Annotated in this window: 22 protein-coding genes and 1 pseudogene; 8 read left to right on the forward strand and 15 right to left on the reverse strand. The window is 73.5% G+C overall.

Features of this window, described 5'->3' with window-relative positions; genetic code table 11:
• Positions 1–9: 9 nt before the first annotated feature.
• From ACQEVC_RS29430 to soxR, 6 genes are all read right to left on the reverse strand, one after another.
• Positions 10–1,908: an ATP-binding cassette domain-containing protein gene (locus ACQEVC_RS29430; RefSeq protein WP_432883865.1), complete on the reverse strand. Its 1,899-nt coding sequence runs from the start codon at positions 1,906–1,908 to the stop codon at positions 10–12.
• Positions 1,905–3,800: an ABC transporter ATP-binding protein gene (locus ACQEVC_RS29435; protein ID WP_432883868.1), complete on the reverse strand. Its 1,896-nt coding sequence runs from the start codon at positions 3,798–3,800 to the stop codon at positions 1,905–1,907. The genes ACQEVC_RS29430 and ACQEVC_RS29435 overlap by 4 nt, the downstream gene beginning before the upstream one ends.
• Before the next feature lie 77 nt (positions 3,801–3,877).
• Positions 3,878–4,009, reverse strand: a complete 132-nt coding sequence (locus tag ACQEVC_RS29440) for a SapB/AmfS family lanthipeptide (protein WP_331208675.1) — start codon at positions 4,007–4,009, stop codon at positions 3,878–3,880.
• Positions 4,010–4,025: 16 nt separating this feature from the next.
• Positions 4,026–6,857, reverse strand: a complete 2,832-nt coding sequence (gene lanKC, locus ACQEVC_RS29445) for a class III lanthionine synthetase LanKC (protein ID WP_432883871.1) — start codon at positions 6,855–6,857, stop codon at positions 4,026–4,028.
• Positions 6,858–7,651: 794 nt separating this feature from the next.
• Positions 7,652–7,858, reverse strand: coding sequence for a hypothetical protein (locus tag ACQEVC_RS29450; protein ID WP_318394000.1), 207 nt, complete (start codon positions 7,856–7,858; stop codon positions 7,652–7,654).
• A 249-nt stretch (positions 7,859–8,107) separates the two neighbouring features.
• The gene (gene soxR, locus ACQEVC_RS29455) at positions 8,108–8,557 is read right to left on the reverse strand and encodes a redox-sensitive transcriptional activator SoxR (protein ID WP_432883874.1); all 450 of its coding nucleotides are present in this window, start codon (positions 8,555–8,557) and stop codon (positions 8,108–8,110) included.
• 117 nt (positions 8,558–8,674) lie between these two features.
• On the opposite strand from soxR, the pseudogene ACQEVC_RS29460 reads away from it, so the two are divergent.
• The 3 genes and pseudogenes from ACQEVC_RS29460 to ACQEVC_RS29470 all read left to right on the forward strand — a co-directional run.
• Positions 8,675–9,520: pseudogene (locus tag ACQEVC_RS29460) on the forward strand (NmrA family NAD(P)-binding protein); the annotation flags it as partial.
• Between the two features lie 12 nt (positions 9,521–9,532).
• Positions 9,533–9,907, forward strand: coding sequence for a nuclear transport factor 2 family protein (locus tag ACQEVC_RS29465; RefSeq protein ID WP_432891749.1), 375 nt, complete (start codon positions 9,533–9,535; stop codon positions 9,905–9,907).
• A gap of 70 nt (positions 9,908–9,977) precedes the next feature.
• On the forward strand, positions 9,978–10,436 hold the full coding sequence (locus tag ACQEVC_RS29470) for a nitroreductase family deazaflavin-dependent oxidoreductase (protein ID WP_432883876.1): 459 nt from the start codon (positions 9,978–9,980) through the stop codon (positions 10,434–10,436).
• 53 nt (positions 10,437–10,489) lie between these two features.
• Here the strand turns inward: ACQEVC_RS29470 and ACQEVC_RS29475 are convergent, their stop codons facing one another.
• Entirely contained in the window at positions 10,490–11,593 is a 1,104-nt protein-coding gene (locus tag ACQEVC_RS29475; protein WP_432883879.1) for an amidohydrolase family protein, read from the reverse strand.
• A gap of 140 nt (positions 11,594–11,733) precedes the next feature.
• On the opposite strand from ACQEVC_RS29475, the gene ACQEVC_RS29480 reads away from it, so the two are divergent.
• On the forward strand, positions 11,734–12,318 hold the full coding sequence (locus tag ACQEVC_RS29480; RefSeq protein ID WP_432883881.1) for a DUF664 domain-containing protein: 585 nt from the start codon (positions 11,734–11,736) through the stop codon (positions 12,316–12,318).
• Between the two features lie 212 nt (positions 12,319–12,530).
• Positions 12,531–13,721, forward strand: coding sequence for a glycosyltransferase (locus ACQEVC_RS29485; RefSeq protein ID WP_432883883.1), 1,191 nt, complete (start codon positions 12,531–12,533; stop codon positions 13,719–13,721).
• A gap of 200 nt (positions 13,722–13,921) precedes the next feature.
• On the opposite strand, the gene ACQEVC_RS29490 is transcribed toward ACQEVC_RS29485, so the two are convergent.
• The 8 genes from ACQEVC_RS29490 to ACQEVC_RS29525 all read right to left on the reverse strand — a co-directional run bounded on the left by ACQEVC_RS29490 (position 13,922) and on the right by ACQEVC_RS29525 (position 22,604).
• Positions 13,922–15,184, reverse strand: coding sequence for a nucleotide sugar dehydrogenase (locus ACQEVC_RS29490; protein ID WP_432883885.1), 1,263 nt, complete (start codon positions 15,182–15,184; stop codon positions 13,922–13,924).
• 167 nt (positions 15,185–15,351) lie between these two features.
• The gene (locus ACQEVC_RS29495; RefSeq protein ID WP_432883888.1) at positions 15,352–16,767 is read right to left on the reverse strand and encodes a serine/threonine-protein kinase; all 1,416 of its coding nucleotides are present in this window, start codon (positions 16,765–16,767) and stop codon (positions 15,352–15,354) included.
• A gap of 137 nt (positions 16,768–16,904) precedes the next feature.
• A complete protein-coding gene (locus ACQEVC_RS29500; protein ID WP_432883891.1) occupies positions 16,905–17,996 on the reverse strand; it encodes an ABC transporter ATP-binding protein in 1,092 nt (363 codons plus the stop codon).
• Positions 17,997–18,008: 12 nt separating this feature from the next.
• A complete protein-coding gene (locus tag ACQEVC_RS29505; RefSeq protein WP_432883893.1) occupies positions 18,009–18,830 on the reverse strand; it encodes a carbohydrate ABC transporter permease in 822 nt (273 codons plus the stop codon).
• Entirely contained in the window at positions 18,827–19,750 is a 924-nt protein-coding gene (locus tag ACQEVC_RS29510; RefSeq protein ID WP_432883896.1) for a carbohydrate ABC transporter permease, read from the reverse strand. The genes ACQEVC_RS29505 and ACQEVC_RS29510 overlap by 4 nt, the downstream gene beginning before the upstream one ends.
• Positions 19,747–21,099, reverse strand: coding sequence for an ABC transporter substrate-binding protein (locus ACQEVC_RS29515; protein WP_432883898.1), 1,353 nt, complete (start codon positions 21,097–21,099; stop codon positions 19,747–19,749). The genes ACQEVC_RS29510 and ACQEVC_RS29515 overlap by 4 nt, the downstream gene beginning before the upstream one ends.
• A gap of 192 nt (positions 21,100–21,291) precedes the next feature.
• Positions 21,292–22,185, reverse strand: a complete 894-nt coding sequence (locus ACQEVC_RS29520; protein ID WP_432883900.1) for an SRPBCC family protein — start codon at positions 22,183–22,185, stop codon at positions 21,292–21,294.
• Positions 22,182–22,604, reverse strand: a complete 423-nt coding sequence (locus ACQEVC_RS29525) for an ArsR/SmtB family transcription factor (RefSeq protein ID WP_432883902.1) — start codon at positions 22,602–22,604, stop codon at positions 22,182–22,184. Before ACQEVC_RS29525 ends, ACQEVC_RS29520 begins: the two co-directional genes overlap by 4 nt.
• A gap of 132 nt (positions 22,605–22,736) precedes the next feature.
• Between ACQEVC_RS29525 and egtA the strand changes: the two genes are divergently transcribed.
• From egtA to egtC, 3 genes are read left to right on the forward strand one after another with little or no spacing between them, the layout of a single operon-like run.
• Positions 22,737–23,966, forward strand: coding sequence for an ergothioneine biosynthesis glutamate--cysteine ligase EgtA (gene egtA / locus ACQEVC_RS29530; protein WP_432883904.1), 1,230 nt, complete (start codon positions 22,737–22,739; stop codon positions 23,964–23,966).
• Positions 23,963–25,297 carry an ergothioneine biosynthesis protein EgtB gene (egtB, locus tag ACQEVC_RS29535; protein ID WP_432883906.1) on the forward strand — a complete coding sequence of 445 codons (1,335 nt, stop codon included), beginning with the start codon at positions 23,963–23,965 and terminating at the stop codon, positions 25,295–25,297. Before egtA ends, egtB begins: the two co-directional genes overlap by 4 nt.
• A gap of 43 nt (positions 25,298–25,340) precedes the next feature.
• Positions 25,341–26,177, forward strand: a complete 837-nt coding sequence (gene egtC, locus ACQEVC_RS29540) for an ergothioneine biosynthesis protein EgtC (RefSeq protein WP_432883909.1) — start codon at positions 25,341–25,343, stop codon at positions 26,175–26,177.
• The last annotated feature ends 30 nt before the right edge of the window (positions 26,178–26,207 follow it).

Here is a 26,207-nt window from a genome sequence, read left to right on the forward strand (position 1 = left end):
CCCCCTCGGCTAGCTATCGGCCACCCCGGCCGCAACCGGATCGCCCTGCCAGTGCCCGACCAGTTCCCGGTAGGTCGCCGAGCGGGTCAGCAGTTCGTCGTGCCGGCCGCACAGCGGGGGACCGCCGTCGAGGATCAGCACCTGCCGGGCCCGCAGTGCCGAACTGATCCGGTGGGCGACCACCACCAGCGCACCGGGACGGGTGCCGAAGGCGCCTTCGACCGTCGCCTCGGCCACCGGGTCCAGGTGGCAGGTCGCCTCGTCCAGGATCGCCAGCGGCGCGGGGGAGAGGTATGCGCGTACCGCCGCCACGAGTTGCCGTTCGCCGGCGGAGAGCACCGTGGGGTCCACCGTCGCGGTCAGCCCGCCGAGGCGGCGTACCAGCGGCAGCAGGCCCAGCCGGTGCACCGCCGCGTCGACCTGACTGTGCCGCGCGTCGGGTCGGAGGTAGCGCAGGTTGTCCAGCAGGGTGCCGGTGAAGACGTACGCCTCCTGCGGGATCAGTACCCGGTGTCGGGCCAGCGTCGCCGGCCCGGCGCCATCGACCGGTGTCCCGCCGAGCAGCACCGTCCCGGCCTGTGATTGGAGCAGCCCGGCGAGCAGTCCGGCCAGGGTGGACTTGCCGGCCCCGCTCGGTCCCACCACCGCCAGGTAGGCCCCATCGGCGAGGGTGAGGTCGAAGCCGTCGAGGACCGGACGGGCCCGCGGGCCGTAACGGAAGGTCACACCGCGCAGCTCCGCCCAGGCCAACCCGGTCCCGCTGCCCGGCGGTCCGGTGCCGGTGCCTGGCGGTTCGGTGCCGGTGCCTGGCGGTCCGGTGTCCGGCGGCCCCGTGCCGGGCCCGGACCCGACGGCATCCGATGGCAGGGGCGCCACGGCTTCCGCGGGGAAGGCGGCTGCGGCAGCCCCCGTGCGGGGCGGGTCGGCCGCGACGCGCCCGACGGTGGTGGGGCTGGTCGAGGGCGTGGTGGCGTCTAGGATCCGGTCCAGCGTCACCGCGAACCGGAGTCCGCCGCCGGCCACGCCCTGCACCAGCGCGTGCAGCGCTGGCTGGAGACCGGTGGCGACGTACACCAGGGCGCCGAGCACCGCACCGGCGGTGAGCCCGCGCCGGACCAGCCACGGAGCGGCCAGCAGCAGTACCGCCAGCGGCAGCCAGCCGCCGACCGCGAGGCTGAGGCTGCGCAGCGCGGCCATCCGGGCCAGCGCGTGCTCGGCCCCGGCCTGCCGGTCCACCTGCCGGCCCACCCGGTCGGCGACGATCTCCTGCGCGCCGCACGCCACCACGTCCCGGTGGCCGGCGAGGGCGGTGCCGGCCGCCTCACCGAGCCGCTCGTCGGCACGGACGTAGTCGCGCTGCCGGGCGACCATCGCCGGCAGCGCGGCGGCGAACAGCACCAGCCCGGCGACCAGCGGTACCGCGACCACCCCGGCCACCACCGGGGTCAGCGAGAAGAGCCCGAGCAGGGCCGCCCCGGCGGTGAACAGGAAACCCCGGACCACCATCACCAGCCCGGCGAAGGTGTCCCGGACGATCTCCACCTGGTGGGTCAACCGGGCTACCGCGGCGGTCTCCGGGCGGGCTCCGGCCGCGGTCGACCGGTGCAGCGCCCCGGTGACGACCCGTTCCGCCAACTCGTCGCGGAACGGCTCGACGATGTCGCCGAGGCAGGCGTACGCCCGGTTGGTGCCGACCGCCCCGATCACGACCGCGACGGCCAGTACGCCGAGCCAGCCCAGTCCGGTTCCCGGCCGACCGGCCAGGAATCCGTCGTCCACGGCCCGCGCGGTCAGGTACCCGGCGAGCAGGGCCGGCAGCGCCTCGGCGGCCGACCAGCCGGCGAGCCGGCCGAGCGGGCCGGCCCGGCGGCGCAGCGCGGCGGCGGTGAACCGGACGACGCGGCTCATCGAACCGCCTCGACCGGCAGCTCCACCGGCCCGGTGGGCCCCGTCCGGGGCAGTGCCGACGCAGTGAATACGGCCCGGTACGCCGGGTCCCGCCACAGCTCCCGGTGCGGGCCGACGCCCCGGAGCCGGCCGCCCTCCAGCCAGGCGACCAGGTCGGCGGCGGCGGCGGTGGCCACCCGGTGGGTCACGACCAGTCGGGTACGCCGGTCCGGGTGCGCGGCGACCGCCGCCGCGATCCGGTGCTCGGTCGCGGTGTCCAGGCTGGACGTCGCGTCGTCGAGGATCAGCAGCCGCTGGGCGTGCAGGGACCGGGCCAGGCCGAGCCGCTGTGCCTCGCCGCCGGACATCGGGGTCGCGTCGAGCCGGCTGTGGTAGCCGTCCGGCAGCCGCTCGACGAACTCGTCGATCGCGGCGGCCCGGGCCACCGCGACGAACTGCCCGGCGGCCCGTCGCCCGTCGATGGTCGGCTGCCCGGCGGCCCGTCGCCCGTCGATGGTCGGCTGTCCGGTGTCGGGCTGCCGGTCGACGGTTGCCTGTTTGGTGTCGGGCTGCCGGTCGACGGTCGCCCATGTGGTGTGGGGTGGCGCACCGGAGCCGAGCGTGATCGCCTCCGCGATCGTGTCGCCGATCAGCACCGGCCGTTCGAAGCCGTATCCGACCGCGTGTCGCAGGGCGGACCGGCTCAGCCGACGCAGCGGTACCCCGTCCAGCAGCACCTCGCCGGCGTCGGGATCCCGGAGCCGGCCGGCGACCGCGGCGAGGGTCGACTTGCCGGCTCCGGACGGGCCGATGACGGCGATCGTGGCGCCGGGCGGTACCCGCAGGTCGATTCCGTCCAGCACCGGCCGGCCGTCGTTGCCGTACACGGTCACGCCGGAGAGGACCAGCCGGCCGGTGCCGGCGGGCAGCGTCGCCGTCCCGTACGACCGGGGCGGTTCGGCCAGTACGGCGGCGACCCGCTGCGCGCCGGCCCGGGTCCGGACCAGCCGGTTGAGCGTGGCGACGATGCTGCCCAGGCCGGCGCCGAGCGCGGCGTACTGCACCGCCGCGAAGAGCTGGCCCGGGGTGAGCCGACCGCCGGCCACCGACCAGCCGCCGACCGCGACGATCGCCAGTTGCAGCAGCGGGGCCACCGCGGCGGTCCGGCCCGAGGCCCGGGCCAGGGTGGTCCAGGTACGGGTACCGTGCGCGCGCAGTTGCGGCAGCGGGGCGAGTACCCGGTCGATCTCGGCCCGGACGGTGCCGGCGGCGGCGATGGTACGGGCGCCGTGCAGCGCCTCGGTGAGCCACCCGGCGATCCGACCCTGTACCCCGAGATAGCCGGCGGCGGCGGCCGAGGCGTCGGTGACGAAGGCCCGCAGACCGACGGCGAGCAGCAGCAGCCCGGCACCGAACGTGACGGCGAGGCGCCAGTCGAGCAGCAGCAGTGCGACGACGCTGCCCAGCGGGGGCAGCGCGGCGGTCACACCGAGTACCACGGTGCTGCCCGCCTGCCCGGAGTCGGCTGCCTGCCCGACCAGCCGGCCGACCAGGTCGCCCACCGGATAGCGGGCGGCGCGGCGCGGATCGAGGGCGAGCAGGTGCCCGAGCAGCCGGTGCCGGAGCCGTGCGGTGGTGCGGGCGGTGCCGGCTCCGCCGGCCAGATTGCTCAGCGTGTCGGTGGCGACGATCAGCACGACCAGGCCGCAGGCGGCCAGCGGCCACCGCCGGTCCGCCTCGCCGAGCGCGGCGTCCACGGCCAGCCCGAGGGCGGCCGGCAACAGCAGTTCGGCCGCCGCGCCGAGCAGCGCGGCGGCCCCGAGGGTGACGGTCCAGCCGCCGCCGTACGCGATCGCCTGCCGAAGAAGCCGGTTCCCGTCGGCCTGGAACAGCCGGTTCCCGTCGGCGGCCACGCGTACCACCCTCCCGTCGACACGGGGTTGCCCTGGGTGGGGACGTCTGCCCACCCAGGGCCCCGATGCTGACCTGATCAGTTGCAGGTCGTCACGGACAGCGAGCTGTCGCCGCACAGCAGCAGGCTCGCGCGGCTACCGCCGCCGCCACCGCCACCACCACCGGTGCGGTCGGCCAGCTCCATCCCCTGAAGGTCCAGAAGCGCCATGTGTGTTCACCTCCTCCTAGATGTCGGTCCGATGTGCCCCTCGCGGCAGCGAGGGGAGTCTGGTCGCGCCGGTCAGCGGCGCGAGGAAGGGCAGCGTCACCGGCTCGTCGTGCCGGGCCATCCCGGTGGCGAGCAGTACGCCCGCGCTCCCGGTGGCCAGGTCCATCGACAGCCGCAGCAGTTGCTCGCCGGGGAAGGCGAGGTAGTCCCGGTACGGCAGCGCGTGCCAGGCCAGCCGGCCCACCTGACGGTCCAGTTCGGTCCGGTCGTCGGCCCGGTCCGGCCCCGCACCGCTCGGGTGCTCTCCGGCCGGGCGGCTCCGGTCAGCCGTCCGCGCTGCCAGGTAGGCGATGATGCCGGCCCGCCCGGCGAAGAGTCCGGACTGCGCGTAGAACGGGGCCCGGGCGGCCCGCCGGACGGCGTCGGCGGACTCGGCGAGTTCCGGGTCCGGCCGGTGCCGGAGGTACTGGTCGAGCACCAGTCCGACGCCGACGCTGCCGTGTGCCAGGTACGGCATGGTCCGCCAGCCCTCGTTGACCTCCAGCGCCCCGTCCGGGCGTACCACGCACCGGCGCAGGTCGTGCCGGAGCGCGTCGCCGGCCCGGTCCAGCAGTTCGGTGTCGCCGCTGCACTCGTAGAGCCGGAGGAACATCAGGGCCGGGCCGGTACGCCCCCGGGTCAGTCCCGCGTACGGGTGCTGCCCGCCGCTGATCTGCGCTCCGGCGCCGGTGCTGCCGGCGGTGTCGCCTCCGGCCGGCGCACCGGCGCCGTCGGTCGACCGGTCGGCGACCAGTTCGGCGGCGCGCCAGGCGGCCTGCCGTAACGTCGGTTCGCCGGTCCGGCCGGCCATCTCGGCGAGGTTGAGCGCTATGCCGGAGAGCCCACTCACCAGGTCCTCGCCGAGTTCTTCCCAGGGCTCTCCGAGGCAGATGTCGAGTACGTCGAGCGCGTCCTGCCGCCGGCCGAGGTGCTCCAGGGCGTACGCCACCCCGTGCAGTCCGTCGTAGAAGCCGCAGCGGGTGCCGGAGGCCGGGTGCAGCGCCCGCTTCACCAGCCAGTCCTCGTACTCCGGGTACCGGCCGGCGCCGGTGGCGTGCAGCGCGTGCAGGACGCCGGCCGCGCCGTAGCAGAGATTGAGGCCGCCGGTGCGGAACTGGTCGATGTCGCCGGGGAAGAGTCGGTCGTCGCGGTCCGGCGTCGCGCTGGCGAGGATGGCGCCGGCGACCCGGTCACGCAGTCTCGGCCAGGCCGACGGGCCGGCGGCGAAATCGTCGGTCCCGGGCACGGGGTGGCCCGTGCCGGCCCGCGCCGAGCCCTCGGCCCGACCGGCTGGCACCTCGCCGGACCGCGTCGCGGCCCCGCCGACCCGGGTGGCTGTCTCGCCGACCCGGGTGGCCGTCTCGTCGGAACGGCCGCCGGGTCCGCCGGGGCGGGCGGCGCCGCCGGTGATCTCGGCGACGGCCGCGTCCAGGAAGTCGCGCGGCACCGGGAAGTGCGCGGCGACCACGTCGGCGAGGTGCGCGGCCTTGGCCGGGGCCAGCCGGACCATCTGGGTCAGCGGCAGGAACAGCGCAAGCCGGAGGCAGGCCAGGGCGTAGCGGTCCACGGCGAGGCCGGTCCGGTCGCGCGGGGCGGCGAACGCCTGGTTGCGCAGCGCGGGCCGGCTCGCCTCGGTGACCGGGGCGGCGACCTCGAAGTCGATCAGGGTGACCCGGTCGTCCGGCCCGACCATGATGTTGAACAGGTGCAGGTCGCCGTAGACGATGCCGTGCGCCGCGATCGCCTCCACGGTCCGCTGCACCTGCGCGTGGATCCGCAGCGCCCAGTCCGTGTAGTCGGCCAGCTCGGCCGGAGTGGCATCGGCGTCGACCAGCGGGTACCGCTCGACGACCAGCTTGTTCAGCGCCCGGCCCTCGACGAACTCCAGGGCGAGGAAGTGGTGGTCGCCGAGGACGAACTCGTCGTGCACCCGGGCGATCCCCGGCACGTCGGCGAGCCGGCGGAGCATCTCGGCCTCGCGGTGCAGCCTCGTGATCGCGTCCGTGCCGGTGGCGTCCAGCCCGGCGTGCGGGCGCGCCTCCTTCAGCACCACCTGGGTGTCGCCGCGGGTGTCCCGGCCGACGTACAGGCCGCCGCCGTTGGAGAAGTGGATCACACGTTCGATCCGGTACGGCAGGTCTGTGGTGGTGGTCGCGTTGCGGGCGGCGAGGTGCGGGCCGAGGAACTCGGGCAGGGTCACCCAGTCCGGCACGTGGAAGACCGGGTCGCGTCGGTCCGGTACCAGGGTGCCGGTGCCGTCCTCGACGGCGGGTACCACCTGGCCGTCGGCGCCGACGCAGTACCGGGCGGCGAAGCCGCCGTACCGGACGTAGACCGGGCCGGCGCCGTAGCGCAGGTCACTGAGGATGTACGGCCCGGCCTCGCCGTCCAGCCGCTCGGTGAGTTCCTTGCAGGCCAGTTCGAGTTCGGCCTCGTCCCGGGGGTAGATGGTGACGAACTTGCCGCTGGATCCGCGCCGGGCGTACTTCGAGTTGCGCATCAGCAGCATCCGCGGACCGCGGAGGAACTTGAACGACATCCCCCGGGGGACGCAGTAGTCGAAGACGCTGTCCAGGATCCGGTCGGCGTTGTCCAGGCAGGCCGACACGTGGATCTTCCAGCCCTGCTGGGGCAGCTTGCCGTCCTCGGGACCGTAAACCAGCCAGTCGTCGCTCGGCTCGCGCTGCCAGCCGGCCGGCACCGGGCGGTCGGCGGCCGCGAACCCGGCGGCGGTGGTTGCGGAGGTGGTGCTGAGGGAGTCGTAGAACAGCGGATCGACCGCGCAGTAGGCGTCGTATCTTTCGTCCATCGTCGCGGCTCCTCGGGTGGTCCCTGGGCGACCGTGCTTCATCGACGCATCCGAGTCTCCTGGTCGGATCCGAGGTGTTACTAGTGTGTTAAGTCATCCCCAGGGGTGCGTCGTGCACGGGTACCTATGACAAATGTCAGGGCTCGCATGTGAATGAAGATCATCTATATAGCTAAATCCGGATATACGAATCTCCGCTGGTTGGAGCCGTCTGTTCCGATACGTCCGTCCGGACTTCCCCCGTCGGTCGGCCGGCGACCGGCCGATGCGGTGCGCCGCCGGGTCGGCCTCCGCCGACCGCCGACAGCGCCACTGTCCGGGGCGGTCGGCGGAGATCGACTGCCGGGTGGCTCCGCTACGGCGACGGGAGGCTCCTCGGCCCGGCCAATCTGCCCGGCGGCCGGCAACCGCGGAGCCGGCCCGAGATCGTCGACGCGGGAGTCGGGCGCAGGGCGATGCTCGGGTTACCCCGATTCAGGTCAACGCCGGCACCGCGACGGGCGAGGTGACCAGCATGCAGAAGGCAGCGTGGGGAGACCTCACGAGGGGTACGGCGCCGGGCGGATACAGCGGCGCCAGGCCGATACAGCGGCGCCAGGCCGATACAGCGGCGCCGGGCCGACACAGCGGCGCCGGGCCGACCTGCTGGGCCGGCCCGGCGCGATGCTGTCGGTGGGCGTGGAGCGGTGTTCTCGGCTGCCGCTGTGAGTCGGGGAGGTCGTCACCGTGCAGCGGAGCCAGCCGGCGGGACGGCGCGGACGAGGGGTCCGGCTGGCCGTCCCGACCGGCCGAGGTCACTGCGAGGGCTCGGGCACGTCACACTCGATCTCGGGGTTCAGCCCGACGTAGTTGAGCGGTCCGGCGACCACCGTCACGGCGGTGGTGCCCACCTCGGCGCAGTTGTCGTTGCTCCGGTCGAAGTATCCGCGCTGTCCGGCCGCGATCGCGCCGATGATCAGCCATAGCAGTACGATGACGCCGCCTATCGATCCGTAGCGCATGAGAGCCTCCTCGGGGGTGGAATGCGGATCGACCCGGCGCGGTGACCGATGGCCGAACTCCTGCCGGCCCCGGCCCGCCGGGAGTGTTGCCGACCTGATACCCATCGCCCGATCAGGCGCAAACGCCGCCACTCAGGCGGTGGCGGCCATGCCCGGCGAAGCGTCGCCATGCCGCCGGTTCGGGTGCCGCCGGAGGCACGCCTCGGGCGGAGCGCGTTCGGTCCGGCGGGCGGCGGCAGCGACAACCGGTCACTGCAACCGGTGCGGCCCCGAGCCCTGTTCGCCGAGTACGTCCCGCGGGTTGACCAGCCCGCACTGCTCGAAGGAGAGGCAGCCGCAGCCGACGCACTCGGTGAACAGATCGCGCATCCGCTCCAGCCGGGCTATCCGGCCGTTCAGTTCGGCACTCCAGCACTCCGACGCGCGGAGCCAGAACTCCCGGGTCGGTGCGACGTCCTCGGGGAGAAAGCCGAGCACCTCGCCGATCACCGACAGCGGGATGCCGACGCTCTGCGACGCCCGGATGAAGGCGACCTTACGCAAGGTGCTGCGGTGGTAGCGCCGCTGGTTTCCCGAGGTGCGACGGCTGCCGATCAGCCCCTGTCGCTCGTAGAACCGCAGCGCCGACGCCGGTACGCCGCTGCGCTCGGCGAGCTCGCCGATCGTCAGCTCCGCCGCCTGCCAGGGAATCGTCGTCACCCGACCGAGGGTACTTGACTTGAACCTTTGTTTAAGTCCGAGCCTGGGTCGGCGGTCCCACACCGGGACCCGGCCGGCCCGTATCTGGTCGGTCCGGTCGACACGAGGGGAACTGGAATGGGCGACAAGCGAACGATCCTGGTCATCGGCGCGACCGGAAACGTGGGGCGGCACGTGGTCACCGGACTGCTGGCGGCCGGTGCCGGCGTCCGGGCGCTGGTCCGGGATCCGGACCGTGCCGACCTGCCCGAGGGTGCCACCCTGGTCCAGGGTGACCTCGCCGACCCGGTCGCCCTGGCCGGCGCCGCCGCCGGGGTCGACGGGGTGTTCCTGCTCTGGCCGTTCCTTACCGCCGAACTGGCTCCGGCGGTGGTGGATGCCATCGCCGCAGCCGGCGTGCACGTCGTCTACCTCTCCGCGATGAACGTCCGGGACGACCAGGACCCGGCCCGCAACGGATTCTGGGGCGAGGTCGAGCGGCTGATCGAGGCGTCCGGAGCGACCTGGACCTTCCTGCGCGCCGGCGGCTTCGCCACCAACACCCTGGAGTGGGCGGACCAGATCCGCGCCACCGGAACGGTCCGCTGGGTCTACGGCGGAGCCGCCCGGTCGCTGATCCACGAGCGTGACATCGCGGCGGTGGCGGTACGGGCGCTGACCGAGCAGGGGCACGCCGGCCGGAAGTACGTGCTCACCGGGCCGGAGCCGGTGACCCAGGCCGAGCAGGCGCGGCTGATCGGCGAGGCGGTCGGCCGGACGGTGCGCTGGGTGGAGATCCCGGTCGAGCAGGTACGCCAGGACCTCCTCGAGGTCTGGGGCGACGCCGACTTCCTCGACGGGGCGCTGGCGTACTGGGCGGGACTGGTCACCGAACCGGAGCCGGTGACCCGGACCGTGCAGGACGTGACCGGTGTCCCGGCGCGTACCTTCCGAGAGTGGGCAACCGACCATGCGGACGACTTCGGGCCGCTCTCGGTGCGGGGCGTCGCGCAGCGGTACGTCTCGCTGGTCCAGAGGGGACGGTTCGACCTCGTCGCCGCGCTGCTCGCACCGGACATGGCCAGGGTCGCGCCGATCGAGACCGGCGGAGAACCGGTCGAGGTACGCGGCGTGCCGGCCATCATGGCGAACAGCCGGCGGCTCACCGCCGACCTCGACATCCACGGGGTGGAGATCGACGGGCCGTTCCTGGCCGGCGACCGGTTCGCCGTACGGTTCAGCTTCGACGAGACGCACCGGCCGACCGGCGTACGGACCACCAGCCGGAAGATGTCCCTCTACACCGTGACCGACGGGCTGATCAGTCGCGAGGAGGTGCACTACTTCGACCAGCCGAAGCCGGCCGCGTGAGGGGCCGGTCGGATGTGCCGGCGCACGACGTGGTCGATCGGGTGGGACGGCGGATGGTCGGGGGCGACGGATGACCGGGAGACATGAGGAACGGGACGAGGCATCGGAGGAGGTCCGGGACAGCCCCACCGGTTGGGTGTCGGCGCACATCCGGCGCTATCTGGAGACCGACGGGGTGGAGGGACACGACTACCAGGGCTTTCCGACCCTGCTGATAACCACCCGGGGCCGGCGGACCGGCGCCCTGCGCAGGACCGCGCTGATCTACGGACGGGACGGCGACCGGTACGTGGTGGTGGCCTCGAACGGCGCCGCCGCGCGCGACCCGAGCTGGTTTCTCAACCTGCGGGCAGACCCGATGGTGCGGGTGCAGGTGCGGGCCGACCGGTTCGTAGCCCGGGCCCGGGTCGCCGACCCCGGCGAGCGACCCCGGCTCTGGGAGTTGATGGCCGGGATCTTCCCGATGTACCGGACGTACGCCGGGCAGGCACCCCGGCAGATCCCCGTGGTGCTGCTGGAACGCCGCTGAGACGCCGTCCGGTCGGGTTCGGACCGCCGGCCGGGACGTACACCGGTCCTGGACTATCCGGCCGCCGCCCGGACGAGTCGTCCCCGCAGCACGACCGCGCCGGGGCGGTCCAGCCGGTCGAGGTGCTGGCGGGGGTCGTCGGGGTAGACGACGGCGTCGGCCGGAGCGCCCGGAACGAGGCCCGGCAGGCCGAGGTAGTCCCGGGCGGTCCAGGACGCGGCACCGAGCGCGACGTGCGGGCGTACGCCGGCGGCCACCAGCGCCCGCACCTCGTCGGCGACCCGTCCGTGCGGCCGGGAGTCGGTACCGGCCAGCAGCGTGACCCCGGCCTCGGCGGCGGCCGCGACCAGTGGTCCGTGTGCGGCGGCACCGCCCAGCGCCCAGCGCCGGCGCGGGGAGTCTGCGGTGTCGCGCAGCCGCTGGGACGCGCCGTTGATGACCGACAGCGTCGGCGTCAACGCCGTGCCCTGCTCCGCCATCCGGTGCAGCAGGGCCGGATCCAGGTGCATGCCGTGCTCGACCGAGTCGACCCCGGCGGCCACCGCTGCCGCGCCGCCCGCCCCGTGCTGGGTGTGCACGGCGACCCGGCCTCCGACGGCGTGCACCGCGGCCACCACGGCCCGGAGTACGTCCACCGGCAGCGGGGCGTCGCCCGGCAGCCAGTCGGCGATCACCTTCGCCCACCCGGTCCGGGCGGCCTGGGTCGCGGCGACCTCCGGCAGGTCGGCGTGTGTGGTCCGCCGGCCCCAGTCGGCGAAGAACTGGCCGTGCTGGGCGATCCACGGTCCGGCGTGGACCGCGCGGGGCAGGTCCGGGTCGGTGCCGAACCAGGACGGTGGCTCGCCGGCCAGGCCCGGTGCGCGGATCAGGGTCACCCCGTGCTCGGCGTGCCGGCCCAGGTCGACCCGGAGCAGTTCCTCGTCCAGCGGTTGGCCGGGCGCCTCGGCCCCGGGGTGGGTGTGCGCGTCGACCAGGCCGGGCAGTACCCAGCCCTCGGCGACCAGTTCCGCGTTCTGGACCGGATCGGTGGTCCAACGGTCGCCGTCGGCGTACAGGTCGATCCATTCGCCGTCGGGCAGGGCACGCCCACGTATCCGGACTACGCTCACCGCGCTCGTCCGGCGCTGGTCGGGCATTCCGCTGTCACCGGCTGCCACCCTACCCTCCGCGACGACCGCCCACACCGCCCCGCCGTCCACCGGGGCCTGGCGGCCACCCGGACTGTTCACCGTCCACCCGATCGACCGGCGGCCGGCGTGCGGGCCGGCCGCCGGCGCCGACGGTTACGGTAGCGCCCATGACCGACAGCGACTGTCCCTGGGAACCGCCCCTGGCCGGCACCGAGGTCGCGCACCTTCTCGGTGCGCTCGACCGGTTGCGCACCACCTTCCGCTGGAAGGCCGACAACCTGGACGCGGCTGGACTGGGTACCCGGCTCGGCGTCTCCGCGTTGACCCTCGGCGGCCTGCTCAAGCATCTTGCCCTGGTCGAGGACCATGTCTTCACCACGAGGCTGACTGGGGAACCGATCGGCGCACCGTGGGACACCATCGAGGCCGCGGGCGGGGGCGACCGGGTCTTCACCTCCGCCGCCGACGACACGCCCGAACAGCTCTACGGATACTGGGACGGCGCCGTCGAGCGGTCCCGGGCGCGGCTCGGGGCGGTCCTGGCCACCGACGGGCTCGACCAGCTCGTGTACCTGTCCTGGCCGGACGGTCGGCGTGCCAGCCTGCGTCGGCTCGTCTTCGATCTGGTCGAGGAGTACGGCCGGCACACCGGGCACGCCGACCTGCTCCGGGAGGCGGTGGACGGACTCGTCGGCGAGGACCCTCCGGCGGGCTGGCAGCCGAAATCCGGCACGTTCCGGGTGGCTGACTGATCCGCGTCCTTCCGCACCGACGCCGGCCTTCGTCCGGGGCGCCGCCGGTGGGGGCGACCAGCGCCGTCGCCGGCCGCCGGCCATTGTCGACCCTGCTAATTTGCCCGATCATCGGTCTGTCCGTCCAGATCGGCGTATAACGGGACCAAAGGTTGATTTCGGCGCGACCGATCACCGGATCGGCCGTGCCGCGAGGCGTGAAAGGTCTGGTCATGCGACCGCTTCGGGTGCTGCGGATCATCTCCCGAATGGCTGTGGGCGAGGCCGCGCCGCAGGTCGGCGCCTTGATGCGTGGGCTCGACCCGGACCGCTTCGAGCAGCGGCTCTACGCGGGCCCGGTCGAGCCGGGTACCGGCGACTACCGCCGGTTGCGGGCCTCCGACGTACCCGTCCGGGTGCTGCCCGCGCTCCGCAGCCCGGCCCGGCCGGTCGACAACCTCCGGGCGCTGGCCGCGTTGATCACGGAGATCCGCCACTTCCAGCCCGACCTGTTGCACACCCACGACGTGCGGGCCGGGGTGCTGGGCCGGGTCGCGGCGGTCACCTGCCGGGTGCCGATCCGGGTGCACACCTTCCACACTCATCCGGTGCCCGGGTCGTCGCGCACCGCCGGCCAGGTGGCCGCGGGTGCCGAGTGGATGCTGGCCCGGACCAGCCACGCCCTGGTCGCGGTCGGCGCCCGGCTCCGCGACGAACTCCTGGCCGCCTCGATCGGCCGTGCTGACCAGTACACCGTGATGCCACCGGGGGCGAGCCTGTCGCCGCTGCCCGGGCAGGACCACGCGAGGCGTACCCTCGGCCTGCCCGAGACCGGGCCGGTGGTGGCGTACATCGGCACGCTCAGTACGGCCAAACGGCCGGACCGGTTCCTCACGGTGGCCCGGGCGGTCCGGCGTACCCGGGCCGACGTCCGGTTCGTGGTCTGCGGCGAGGGTGCCGAGTTGGCCGAGACGGTCAGGGCGGCCGCCGCCGATCGGATCGAGGTGACCTTCCTGCCCTGGCGGTCGGATCTGGAGACGGTCTACGCCGCCGCCGACCTGGTGATTCAGACCTCGGACCACGAGGGGACGCCGCTGACCCTGATCGAGGCCGGCCACGCCGGCCGACCGGTGGTGGCCACCGACGTCGGCGGCACCGCCGAGGTGATCCGGCACGGCCGGACCGGGCTGCTCTGCGATCGCCGGGACATCGACGGGCTGAGCCGCGCGGTGCTGCGGCTGCTGGCGGACGACGAGTTGCGGCACCGGATGGGCCGCACCGCGCTGGCCGAGACCAGGGAGGCGTTCGGCACGCCCCGGCTGGTGGCGGCGACCAGGGACCTCTACCACCGGCTCGCGATGGCCCGGGGGTGCTGGCCGACCGAGCCTGCCGAGTCCCCCGGCGCCCTGGCCCGCGCCCGCTGACCCACCGCCGTCCGGCGGCCGGGCCGCCGGTGCACGAGGGATCGGGTCACCGGCCTGCCTGTTCCGACGGATCGGGTCACCGGCCTGCCTGCTCCGAGGGACCGGGTCACCGGCCTGCCCGCTCCGACGGGCCGGACTGCCGACCTACCGCTGCCCGACGACGGGGCCGCGCCGACCTCCCGGTGCGCGGACCACCCGGGCTACAGGCGTTCGACCACCGGGCCGCGGCAGCGGTCGCGGCTGTCGAAGACGTACCGGGCGGTTCTGATGATCATGTCGTAGTCGAGTACGTCATGGTCGGTGACCACCACCACGGCGTCGGCGTCCCGGACCTCGTCCTCGGTCAACTCGACCATCGCCAGTTCGGTCGGCACCTGCCGGGGATCGGCGTACGGCTCCACTGCCCTGATCCGGGCCCCGAGCGCGTGCAGCCGGCCGGCCAGGTCGATCGCGGGAGAGTCCCGGAGGTCGCCGGTGTTCTTCTTGTACGCCAGACCGATCATCAGCAGCCGGGCGCCCCGCAGCGGCCGGCCCCGGCTGCTCAGCCCGGCCATCACCCGCTGCGCCACGTACTCCGGCATGGCGTGGTTGATGTCGCTGGCCAGCTCGACGAACCGGAACTGCCGGCCGAGCCGGCGTTTCACCTGCCAGGACAGATAGCAGGGGTCGATCGGCAGGCAGTGGCCGCCGATTCCGGGGCCGGGCCGGAAGGACATGAACCCGAACGGCTTGGTCGCCGCCGCGTCGATGGCCTGCCAGATGTCGATGCCGAGCTGGTGGCTGAAGGTGGCCAGCTCGTTGACGAGCGCGATGTTGACCTGGCGGAACGTGTTCTCGATCAGCTTGGTGAGTTCGGCGACCCGGGTCGAGTCGACCGGTACGGTCTGCTGGACGATCCGGCGGTAGAACGAGTCGACCCGGTCCAGCGCCTCCGGTCCCATTCCGGAGACCACCTTCGGGGTGTTCTCCAGTCTCCAGACCGGGTTGCCCGGATCGATCCGCTCCGGACTGTAGCCGAGATGGAAGTCGTCCGGGCTGCGCAGCCCGCTGCCGGATTCGAGCAGCGGCCGGAGCAGTTCCTCGGTGGTCCCGGGATAGGTCGTCGACTCCAGGATGACGGTGCAGCCGGGCCGGACGTACGGGGCGAGCGCCATGCCGGCCTGCTCCACATAGCTGAGGTCGGGTACGCCGTCCCGCAGCGGGGTCGGCACGCTGATCACGCAGACGTCGAAGTCCCGGGCGTCGGCGTAGTCGCTGGTGGGCAGGTAGCGGCCGGTGGCCAGCGCCGCACCGAGCCGCTGGTCGGAGATGTCCTCGACAAAGGACTCCCCGCTGCCGAGCCGCTTGATCCGGTCGGTGTCGAGGTCGAGTCCGACGACGTCCAGTCCGGACTCCACGGCGGCCACCGCGAGGGGCAGACCGACGTATCCCTGACCGACGACAACCAGCTTTTCGCTGCTCATAGGGGCTCCCACCGTACTCGGACGACGTGGTGCACACCTTAGGGTGATTTATCGTTGATCACCTTGGAAACGGGGATAAAGGGAAGTATTTCCCAGCGTCGTGCTGGCATGCGGCGCTACGCACCGTTGGTAGCGGAGAGGCTACCAACAGTGCGGCACCGTTCGGCTCAGTCGTTGCCCGGCTCGACCGGCCCGCCGCTGCCCGGCGGGTCCTCGGGACCGGTCGGCGGGTCGCTCGGCGGCGGATTGGTCGGCGGCGGCTCGGTCGGGTCGTCGGTCGGGTCGCTGTCCGGGGTCGGGCTCGGCGTCGGCGAGGCGGTGGGACGCGGCCGGGGACTGTCCCGGGGCCGGGGAGAGTTCGCGTCCTGCCCGCTCGGCACCGTCGCCGACGGCTGTTCCGGAATGTGAGCCTCGACCGTCGCGGTGCTGCTGGGCGTCGGGGACGGCGGTGCCTTCGTCGCCGGGGCGTCGTCGGACATCCGGAAGGCGATCACGGCGGTGACCACCGCCGCGCCCAGCCCGATCACGGCGGCGATCCCGGCCAGGGTGAGGACGCGGATTCCGGGCTCCCGGCCCCGGCCCTCCGCGCCGACCACCGGATTGTCGGTCAGGGTGCTCGGTCCGCCCGCCGCGCCCGCCTTGCCCGTGCCACCTGCCGAGCCCGCCCGGACGCCGAGACCGGTGACCGCGGTCGGCTCCGCCGGGGCGATGCCGCCACCGTCGACCCCGCCGACCGCGTCCGCCGCCAGCACCTCCGGGTGGTTCGCGGCAGCCCGGGCCGCCGTCGCCAGCGCCGCCGCGTCCGGGTACCGGTCGGCCGGCTCCTTGGCCAGGGCCCGGCCGATCAGTTCGGCCACCGGCGCGGGTACGTCGACGGGGAGCGGATCCGGATCCTCGTGCAGATGCTTCACCGCGACCTGCAACGGGTTCTCCCCGGTGAACGGCGGCTGCCCGGCCACGCACTGGTACGCCACCGCGCCGAGCGCGTAGATGTCGGTGGCGGCCGAGACGGGCTTGCCGGAGGCCTGCTCCGGCGCCATGTAGAGCGCCGTCCCGGGCACCGCGTTCGAGCTGGTGATGCTGGTGATGTTCACCGAGCGGGCGACCCCGAAGTCGAGCAGCCGGACGGCGCCGTCGGCCTGCACCAGCAGGTTGCTCGGCTTCACGTCGCGGTGCACGATCCCGCCCTGGTGGGCGGCGTGCAGTGCCTGGGCGACCTGGGCCACCACGTGCAGCGCGTCGACGACGCTCAGCCGTCCGGTGTCCCGGATCCGGGCCGACAGCGGCTCGCCGTCGACGTACTCCATGACCAGGTAGTCGGTCCGGCCGGAGGGCAGCTCGTCCTCGCCGTAGTCGAAGACCTGCACGATGCCCGGGTGGTGCAGGGTGGCCAGCATCCGGGCCTCGGCGCGGAACCGGGCGATGAAATCGGGGTCGGACAGCAGCGAGGGGAGCAGCACCTTGACCGCGACCCGGCGCCCGAGCACCACGTCGGTACCGCGCCACACGTCGCCCATCCCACCGGTGGCGACACGCTCGTCAAGGCGGTAACGCCCGCTCAGCAGGACTCCCGATTCCAGCACGTGCACACCGTACCCAGCCGTGTGGCCCGGTACGCAATCGCGGCGGCGACTGTGCTGCGTCGGCTGGTGACGCTGTCGATCACCGTACCCGGAGGCCACCGCGACCGGTCCGGCACCCCGCCGGACCGGCCGCCGGATCAGCCGGAGACGGCGATCGCGGTCGAGTCGGCGGGGTGGTAGCAGCGCACCCGGTCCGGGTCGACGGCGAGCCAGACCGGGCTGCCGGGGCCGATCCGGAACGTCGGCGGCGCCTGCACCTTGAGCTGCCGGCCGGCCAGGTCGACGGTGAGCAGGATGGCCGCGCCGGTCGGCTCGACCACCTCCACCCGGGCCGCCAGCCGGCCCGGCCCGTCGGCGTCGAAGACCTCGATGTTCTCGGCCCGGACGCCGACCGTGACCTCGTCGCCCGGATAGTCGCCCAGCGCCGTGGGGGCGGCCGTGTACTGGTCGCCGATCCGCAGCCGGGGCCGGCCGTCGGCCCGGTCGACCCGGGCCGGGAGGAAGTTCATCGGCGGGGCGCCGAGGAAACCGCCGACGAACTCGTCAGCCGGGCTGTCGTAGACCTCCAGCGGCGGGCCGACCTGCGCGACCCGCCCCTCGCGCAGCACCGCGATCCGGTCGCCCAGGGAGAGCGCCTCGGCCTGGTCGTGCGTGACGTAGACCGTGGTGGTGCCGAGCTTGCCGACGATCCGCTTCAGCTCGGTGCGGAACTCCATCCGGAGCAGTGCGTCCAGGTTGGACAGTGGCTCGTCCATCAGCAGCACGTCGGCGTCGGTCACGATCGCCCGGGCCACCGCGACCCGCTGCCGCTGCCCGCCGGAGAGCTGCGCCGGGTAGCGGTCCAGGTATTCGGTCAGGTGCAGCAACTCGGCCGCCTCGCCCACCCGGCGGTCGATCTCCGCCTTCGGCGTCTTGCGCATGGCCAGCCCGAACGCGATGTTCTGGCGTACCCGCATGTGCGGCCAGATGGCGTACGACTGGAAGACCATCGACAGGCCGCGCTGCCGGGCCGGCAGGTCGGTCACGTCCCGGCCGCCGATGTGCACGCTGCCGGAGTCCGGGGACTCCAGCCCGGCGATCATCCGCAGCAGGGTGGTCTTGCCGCAGCCGCTCGGCCCGACGAGGACCAGGAACTCGCCCTCGCGTACCTCCAGGCTGATGTCGTCGGTGGCGGGGGAGCGGGTGCCCGGATAGGTCTTCACCAGGTTCCGCAACACGATCTCGGCCAACGCTCGTCCCTTTCAGCGGATCGTGGTTCCCCACATGTTCAACAGGTAGCGGCGCATGAACGCGATGAAGAGCAGGGCGGGTACGACCAGCGCGAAGCCCCCGGCGAACCGGAACGCCAGTGGCGAGTCGGCCAGCGTGGAGAGCACCTGGGCCGGCAGGGTACGTCGGTTGAGGGTGAGCACGGCCGCGCCGAGCACCTCGTTCCAGGAGGTGACGAAGGTGAAGATGGCGGCGGCGGCGATCCCGGGCAGCGCCTGCGGCAGTACCACCCGGGCGAACGCCCTCGGCGCACTGGCCCCGAAGACCATCGCCGCCTCCTCGTGCTCGACCGGTACCGCCACGAAGATCGCCGACGTGATCAGTACGGTGGTCGGCAGCGCCAGCGCGGTGTGCAGCAGCGCGACCGCGTACGTGGTGTCGTAGAGCCCGGTGGCCAGGAAGACCCGGGCCAGCGGTACCGAGAGCACCACGATCGGCAGCGCCCGGGTGAGCAGCAGGAAGAGCTGGTACGGCTCCCGACCCCGGAAGGCGTACCGGGCCACGGCGTAGCCGGCCGGCACCCCGAGGGCCAGCGAGAGGGCGAGGCTGAGCAGGCCCACCTCGACGGAGTTCTGGAACCCGCCGACCACCCCGGTGCTGTCCAGGAAGACCCGCATCGTCTCGGTCGAGACGTCGGTGGGGAGCAGGGTGAGCGGGAACCGGTTCAGCGACTCCCGGCTCGAGAACGCGGCCAACGCGATCAGATAGATCGGCAGCCCCATGAAGAGGGTGACCGCGACACAGGCGACGTGGATCGCGAGCGTGCGGCGCCGGGCCGCCGTCAGCCGGTTCACCGGCCACCGCCGGTGGCCGCCGGGTCACGCAGCACCCGCAGGTAGACCACTGCGGTGCCGAGGGACATCAGCAGGATCACCAGGGCGATCGCCGCCGAGACCCGCTCGTTCTGCAACGTCACGTACCACTGGTAGGTCTCGCCGACCAGCAGCGGGAAGCTGCGGCCGGTGAGTGCCTGGGCGACCGCGAAGGTCTGCAACCCGAGGATGGTACGCAGGATCAGCGCCACCTGGAGGCTCGGGCGCAACTGCGGCAGGATGACGTGGCGCAGCCGCTGCCAGTAGGTCGCGCCGAAGACCGCCGCCGCCTCGTCGTAGTCGCGCGGGATGTTCTGTAGTCCGGCCACCACGATCACGAGTACCAGTGAGGTGGCCCGCCACAGCTCGGCCAGCAGCACCGCGAGGAACATGGTGGTGTCGTTGTCGTAGGAGAGCCAGGCGTAGCCGTCGCCGAGCCCGAGGTGGTCCAGGACCGAGTTGAGGTAGCCCCGGTCGGCGAAGATCGACAGCCAGACCAGCCCGGCGGCCAGGTCGCTGATCGCCAGCGGTACGCACCAGACGTAGAAGTAGAACGAGGAGAGCCTCGGCCGCTCCCGCAGCAGCAGCGCCATGGTCAGCGCGAACGCGAACTGCAACGGGATCAGTACGACGATCAGCAGTGCGGTGTTCCGGGTCGCCGTCCAGAAGTAGGGGTCGTCGAGCATCCGGCGCAGGTGGGCCAGGGTCGGCCCGTCGGTGCCGGTGAACGCCTGCCCGACGCCGACCACGATCGGCCAGAGGAAGAGCGCGGCGAGGAAGACCACCGAGGGCGCGACCAGCAGCGCCGCCGTCGGCACCCGGCGCCGGGGTCGCCGACGGCTCGGCCGGGCCGGTGCCGCCGGGGATCCCTCGGTGGGCGCCGGGTCCGGCGCGGTGGTCACTGCACCCGGCACGTCTGTCCCGCCGCGACCGGGTCGGGGCGCCAGCACGGCACCTTCACCTCGTCGAGGATGGTGTTGAGCTGCTGCGCCTGCCGGTCGAGGACCTGCTGCACCGGCCTGCGGTCCAGGCAGATCTCCTTGAAGCAGTTCTTGAAGATCTGCGACACCTCGCCGTCCTTGCCGCCCAACCCCACCGGGGGCAGGGCCAGCACGGCGACCTCGGCGTCCTGCTGCCGGCGCACCGCCTCGGCCTCCAGCGCCACGGCCGGCGGCAGGTCGGTCGGGAGCGCGGCCTCCACCACCGGGAAGAAGGCGTTGCGGCGCAGTACCTCGAGCTGCACCTCCGGGCTGGTGAGCGCCTCGATCACCTGGCGTGCCCGGTCCGGCTCCGGTGCGCCCTTCGGAATCGCCAGCCCGGCGACGACCAGCATGTAGCCGAGCCCCTTCGGACCGCGCGGCGCGGGCGCCATGATCCAGTCGTCCGGCTTGTCGGCCGGGGCGTTGACCAGCCGGGCGACGTGGTCCCAGGCGATCAGCACCTCGCCGCGCTGCAACGGCTCCTGCATGTTGTCGTAGTTGGTCGACGCCGGCGCGGCCTGCGCCCACAGCTCCACCATGTACTGCCAGGCCTGCACCGCCTCCGGGCCCCGGAACGTGGTCATCTGGCCGCCGGTGAAGCTCGGCAGCAGGTAGCCCTGGAAGAACCGGTGGTAGAGACCCTTCGGGCCGCAGGGCAGGCCGAAGACCGGCTTGTTGCCGTTGGCCCGCCGGGCGTTGCCGACCCAGGTCAGCAACTGGTCGTACGTCAGGTTCTGCACGTCGGCACCGCTGGGCAGCCACTGCAACGCCCGCTTGTTGACGGCGAGCACGTACGACGCCTGCATCCAGGGCAGATAGGTGGTGGCGCCACCGGCCAGCTTGCCGAGCTGGGCGAGGTCGGTCGGGAACTTCCGGTCGGCCAGCTTGCCGGCCAGGTCGTCGAGGTTCTCGAACTTGTCGGCGTGCGGGGCGAAGTCGCCGTGCAGCCCGCCGGCGAGGCTGACCTCGACCCGCCCGGCACCGACCTGCGAGGTGATGGTCGAGGAGAAGACGTTCGGCTCGACGGTGTTGTACGCGACCGCGCCGCCTTTGACCCGGTCCCGGAGGATCTGCTCGAACCGCTGCCGTTCCTCGACCGGGGTGAACTGGGTGGAGAGGAAGGTGATCGACCCTTCCTCGTCCGAGCCGGTGGTCGACGCGCCGCCGCAGGCGCTCAGTAGTGGAGCGGCCCCGGCGGCGAGGCCGAGCCCGAGTAGCCGGCGCCGGTCGAGCCGGAGGTCTGTGCCGGGCGTGCCTGCGCGTCGTGCCATCGTGCCTCCCCGTGACGGTGGTGGCCGGCCCGGTTCCGACTGCTGAGCGGGCACCGATGCCGGCTGGAGCGGAGTGCCACAAGTGCACATATTCGCAAGCTTGGTGTCAAGCCGGGAACGCCGTTACGTTCCGTCCCGTTATCCAACCGGCGCCGTGCCGAGTCCGGTTCCGGCGGGCATCACCCGGTCGGGTCAGCCGGCGAGCCGGTCCGCCTCCTCGGCGAGCTGGCGGGCGAGCGGCTCGATCCGGGAGCGCCAGGCGGCCAGCGCGGTCGCGTGGCCGCCCGGCGCGTCGGCCGGGCCGGTCTGCTCCAGCACCAGCCGGGCACCGTGCCCGGTGCCCTGGGCCAGTTCCCAGCGGATCCGGCCGGCCGGTGCTCCGGCGGCTTCCCAGGCGTACTCCAGCAGGGTCGGGGGGTGCAGTGCGGTGACCGGGCCGGCCGGGAACTCGTCGGTGGTGAAGCCCGGCGGCGGTGGCGCGCCGAGCGTGGCCGGTCGGTCGGGGGCGGACCGGGTCAGTGCCGCCCAGACCGCCTCGGCGGGCCGGGTCAGCTGCCGCTCGAAGCGCACCCGCCAGCCGTCCCCGGTGGTGTCGGCGACCCCCTCGGCCAGCCCGAACCGCTCGACGTACGACTCGTGCAGCCGTCCCGACGGGCGCGCCGACTGGTCGACGGGTCGGCCGTCCAGCACCAGTTCGAGCGCGTCGAGGCAGATCTGCCAGCCGGAGGCGAAGCTCGCCGCGCCGGCCCGGTCGTCGAAGACGTGGCTGAACACCAGCAGGCAGCCCGGACCGTCCGGGTGCAGTTCGATCCGGAAGTGCTCGTCCTCCCAGGTGAAGGCGAACAGCCGGGGCGGCTCGTACGCGTCGACCCGGCCGACCGACTCCGCCGACGCGTCGGGACCGGACCCGAAGCTGAAGGTCATCCGCCCGCCGGGGCGCGGGTCCAGCCGTATCTCGGCGGGAAACCACTCGCGGAGCTGCTCGGGCTCGGTGACGGCGGGCCAGACCTTCTCCGGCGGATGGGCCAGCCGGCGCTCGATGCGCAGCACCTGGCGTCCGTGCGCGGTGTCCAGGCTCTCGTTCACGACAACTCCTCGGATCTCGGATCGGTCCGCCGCTGCTCGGCGGGGCCGGAACGCGCCGGTGGCGGCGGCTCGACGGCCGGCGGGCGCTCGGGGCCGGTGGAATTGTCGGACCCGGATGGCATGGTGTTCAGATGTCGTTCAAGAGCATCGATCCGGCTGGACCACATCCATCGGTAGGGTGCGAGCCAGGCGTCGAGTTCGGCGAGCGGTTCGGGGCAGAGCTCATACCAGCGACGTTGCGCCTCCGGTCGGACCCGGACCAGCCCGGCGTCGCGCAGCACCCGCAGGTGTTTCGAGGTGCCCGGCTGGGTCAGCCCCAACTGCTCGGTGAGTTCGCCGACCGAGCGCGGGCGCTCCCGGAGCAGGTCCAGGATGTGTCGCCGGACCGGCTCGGCGAGGACTTCGAACGGCGTGGCCATGACCTCGAACATACCAACTCAGTAATATGCCGAGCAAGTTATGCATGGGCGGCGCTCGACAGTGTTCCGGAGCGTGTGCTCCGGAAAACCGGGTAAGGGGAGTCGGTTCCCAGGAGGGGAGGACCTGCACTGATGCCATCCGACCTGGACAGCGGCACGATCCTGCGGGCGATGGAGGACGCCGAGGGATATGTCGCCAAGATCTGCTTCAAGACCGGGCCACCCACGCTCAGCGGCGTGGAACTGGAATGGACCGTGCACGACGCGGCCGTTCCGAGCCGACCGGTGGATCCGGCCCGGCTTCGCGCCGCACTCGGCCCGTACGCCCCGACCACCCTCGATCCCGACAGTCCCGGCCAGCCGTTGCCCCGTTCCGGCACGGTCAGCGTGGAGCCCGGCGGCCAGGTGGAACTCTCCACCGCCCCGCGTCACCTCCTCGGCGAGCTGCACGAGAGCGCCACCTCGGACCTCGCCCACCTCACCGATCTGCTCGGCGCCGCAGGACTCGTCCGTGGCGACACCGGCATCGATCCGTACCGGCCACCGACGCCGGTGGTCGACACCCCCCGCTACCGCGCGATGCGCTGCGCCTTCGACCGGCTCGGCGCGGCCGGCCGGACCATGATGTACAGCACCGCCGGGCTCCAGGTCTGCCTGGACGCCGGCACCGTCGACCGGTTCGCCGACCGGTGGGCCGCCGCACACGCCTTCGGGCCACCCCTGCTCGCGCTCTTCGCCACCGCCCGCCGGCACGCCGGCCGGGACACCGACTGGGCCTCCGCCCGGATGGCCGCCTGGCAGTTCATCGACCCGGCCCGGACCCGTCCGGCCTGGTCGCCGACCTCGGGCTCGGCCGACCCGGCCGATGCCTGGGTCCGGTACGCGCTCGCCGCCCCGCTGCTCTGCGTACGCCGGGACGACGGGGACTGGACTGTCCCGCCCGGGATCACCTTCCGGGACTGGCTGGCCGGTGCGCTGCCCCGGCCGCCGACCACCGACGACCTGGACTATCACCTCAGCACCCTGTTTCCGCCGGTACGCCCCCGGGGGTACCTGGAAATCCGCTACCTCGACGCGCAACCCGGCGGTGAGTGGATCGCGCCCGTCGGCGTGCTCGCGGCGCTGCTCGACGACGACCGCACCCGGGACGCCGCCCGGGCGGCCTGCGAACCGGTCGCCGGCCGGTGGGCCGAGGCGGCCCGGCGCGGGCTGCGGGACCCGCTGCTGGCCGGAGCGGCCGACACCCTGCTCGACCTCGCGCTGCGGTCGCTGGACCGCACCGGACTGTCGCCGGCGACCTGCGAGGAGATCACCCGGATCGTGGCGCGGCGGTTCGCCGCCGCGCGGAAGGGATCGACATGACCGACGTCCGACCCGACAACCGGCCGACCGAATCGCTGCGCGACCGGATCGCCACCGAACTGACCCGGGCCCGGGAGCGCAGCGTCCGGCTCACCGGGGCGGTCGACGACGACGACCTGGTCCGGCAGCACTCACCGATCATGTCCCCGCTGGTCTGGGACCTCGCCCACGTCGGCAACCAGGAGGAACTGTGGCTGGTCCGCGATGTCGGCGGCCGCGATCCGGTGCGGCAGGACATCGACGACCTCTACGACGCCTTCAAGCACCCCCGCAAGGACCGGCCGGCCCTGCCGCTGCTCGGCCCGGCCGAGGCCCGACGCTACGTGGCGACCGTCCGGGACAAGGTCTTCGACCTGCTCGACGGCGTCCGGTTCGACGGCAGCCGGCTGGTCGCCGACGGGTTCGCGTTCGGCATGATCGCCCAGCACGAGCAGCAGCACGACGAGACCATGCTCGCCACCCACCAGCTCCGGACCGGCCCGCCGGTGCTCTCCGCACCCGCGCCGCCGGCCGCGGTCGTACCGGTCGCCGGTGAGGTGCTGGTCCCGGCCGGCCGGTTCACGATGGGCACCTCCACCGACCCGTGGGCGCTGGACAACGAGCGCCCCGGCCACCCGGTGGAACTGCCGGCGTACGTCATCGACGCGGCGCCGGTGACCAACGCGGAATACCTCGCCTTCGTCGCCGACGGCGGTTACACCGACCCGCGCTGGTGGAGCGAGGCGGGCTGGCGGCACCGGTCGTCGGCCGGACTGACCGCTCCGATGCACTGGCGACGGAACGGCACCGACTGGGGCTACACCCGGTTCGGCCGGTTCGCCCCGCTGGTCCCGGACGAGCCGGTGGTGCACGTCGGCTTCCACGAGGCCACGGCGTACGCCGCCTGGGCCGGCAAGCGGCTGCCGACCGAGGCCGAGTGGGAGAAGGCGGCCCGCTGGGACCCGGACAGCGGCCGGTCGCGCCGGTATCCGTGGGGGGACGACGACCCGACGCCCGAGCGCGCCAACCTCGGGCAGCGGCACCTTGCGCCGGCACCGGTCGGGGCGTACCCGGCGGGTGCCTCGCCGCTCGGCGTCCACCAGCTCATCGGGGACGTCTGGGAGTGGACCTCCAGTCCGTTCATCGGCTATCCCGGGTTCGCCGCCTTCCCCTACCGGGAGTACTCCGAGGTCTTCTTCGGCTCCACCTACCGGGTGCTCCGGGGCGGCTCGTTCGGCACCGACCCGGTGGCCTGTCGGGGCACGTTCCGCAACTGGGACCTGCCGATCCGCCGGCAGATCTTCAGCGGCTTCCGGTGCGCCCGGGACGCCCGGCCGGACGAGGCGGCGTGACCGGTCCCGACCCGTCGCCCGGCCGGCGGAGCGGGGCCCGCTGATGTGCCGTCACCTTGCCTATCTCGGCCCCGCACTACCGCTGGCCGCGCTGCTGTTCGACCCGCCGCACTCGCTGACGCGGCAGTCGTGGGCGCCCCTGGACATGCGCGGCGGCGGCACGGTCAATGCCGACGGCTTCGGCGTCGGGTGGTACCCGCTGGACGGCCCGCCGGTGCGCTACCGGCGGGCCACCCCGATCTGGGCCGACGACACCCTGCCGGTGCTGGCCGCGGCGACCACGGCCGGCGGGGTACTGGCGGCGGTGCGCTCGGCCACCGTCGGCATGCCGGTGGTCGAGACCGCCGCCGCCCCGTTCGCCGAGGGACCATGGCTGTTCAGCCTGAACGGCGCGGTACACGGCTGGCCGGACTCGATCGCGGCGCTGGCCGGCCGGCTGCCGACCCGGGACCTGATGACCCTGGACGCCCCGACCGACGCAGCCCTGGTCTGGGCCCTGGTGCGCCACCGGCTGCGCGCCGGGGCCGCGCCGGCCGAGGCGGTCGCGGAGACCGTCCGGGAGGTGGCCGCCGCGGCTCCCGGCTCCCGGCTGAACCTGATGCTCACCGACGGGAAGCTGGTGGTGGCGAACGCCGGTGGGCACGCGTTGTCGGTCCGGGCCACCGGTGGGTCGGTGCTGGTCAGCTCCGAGCCGCTCGCCGAGGAACCGGGCTGGCGGCCGGTCCCCGACAACCATCTCGTCGTGGCCGCCGCCGGCCAGCTCGACGTCGCGCCGATCTGGCCGACCCGGCCGGCGGCGACCCGACCGAGCGACACACCGCCGACCGCGCCACGGGGACGCGCGCGACCGGAGCGCGAGCAGCAGCAGAGTCCGGGGTGAGCGAGGCCGGTGCGAGTAACCGGACCCGCC

This window comes from Plantactinospora sp. CA-294935, from assembly GCF_050936445.1.
Taxonomy (GTDB): domain Bacteria; phylum Actinomycetota; class Actinomycetes; order Mycobacteriales; family Micromonosporaceae; genus Plantactinospora.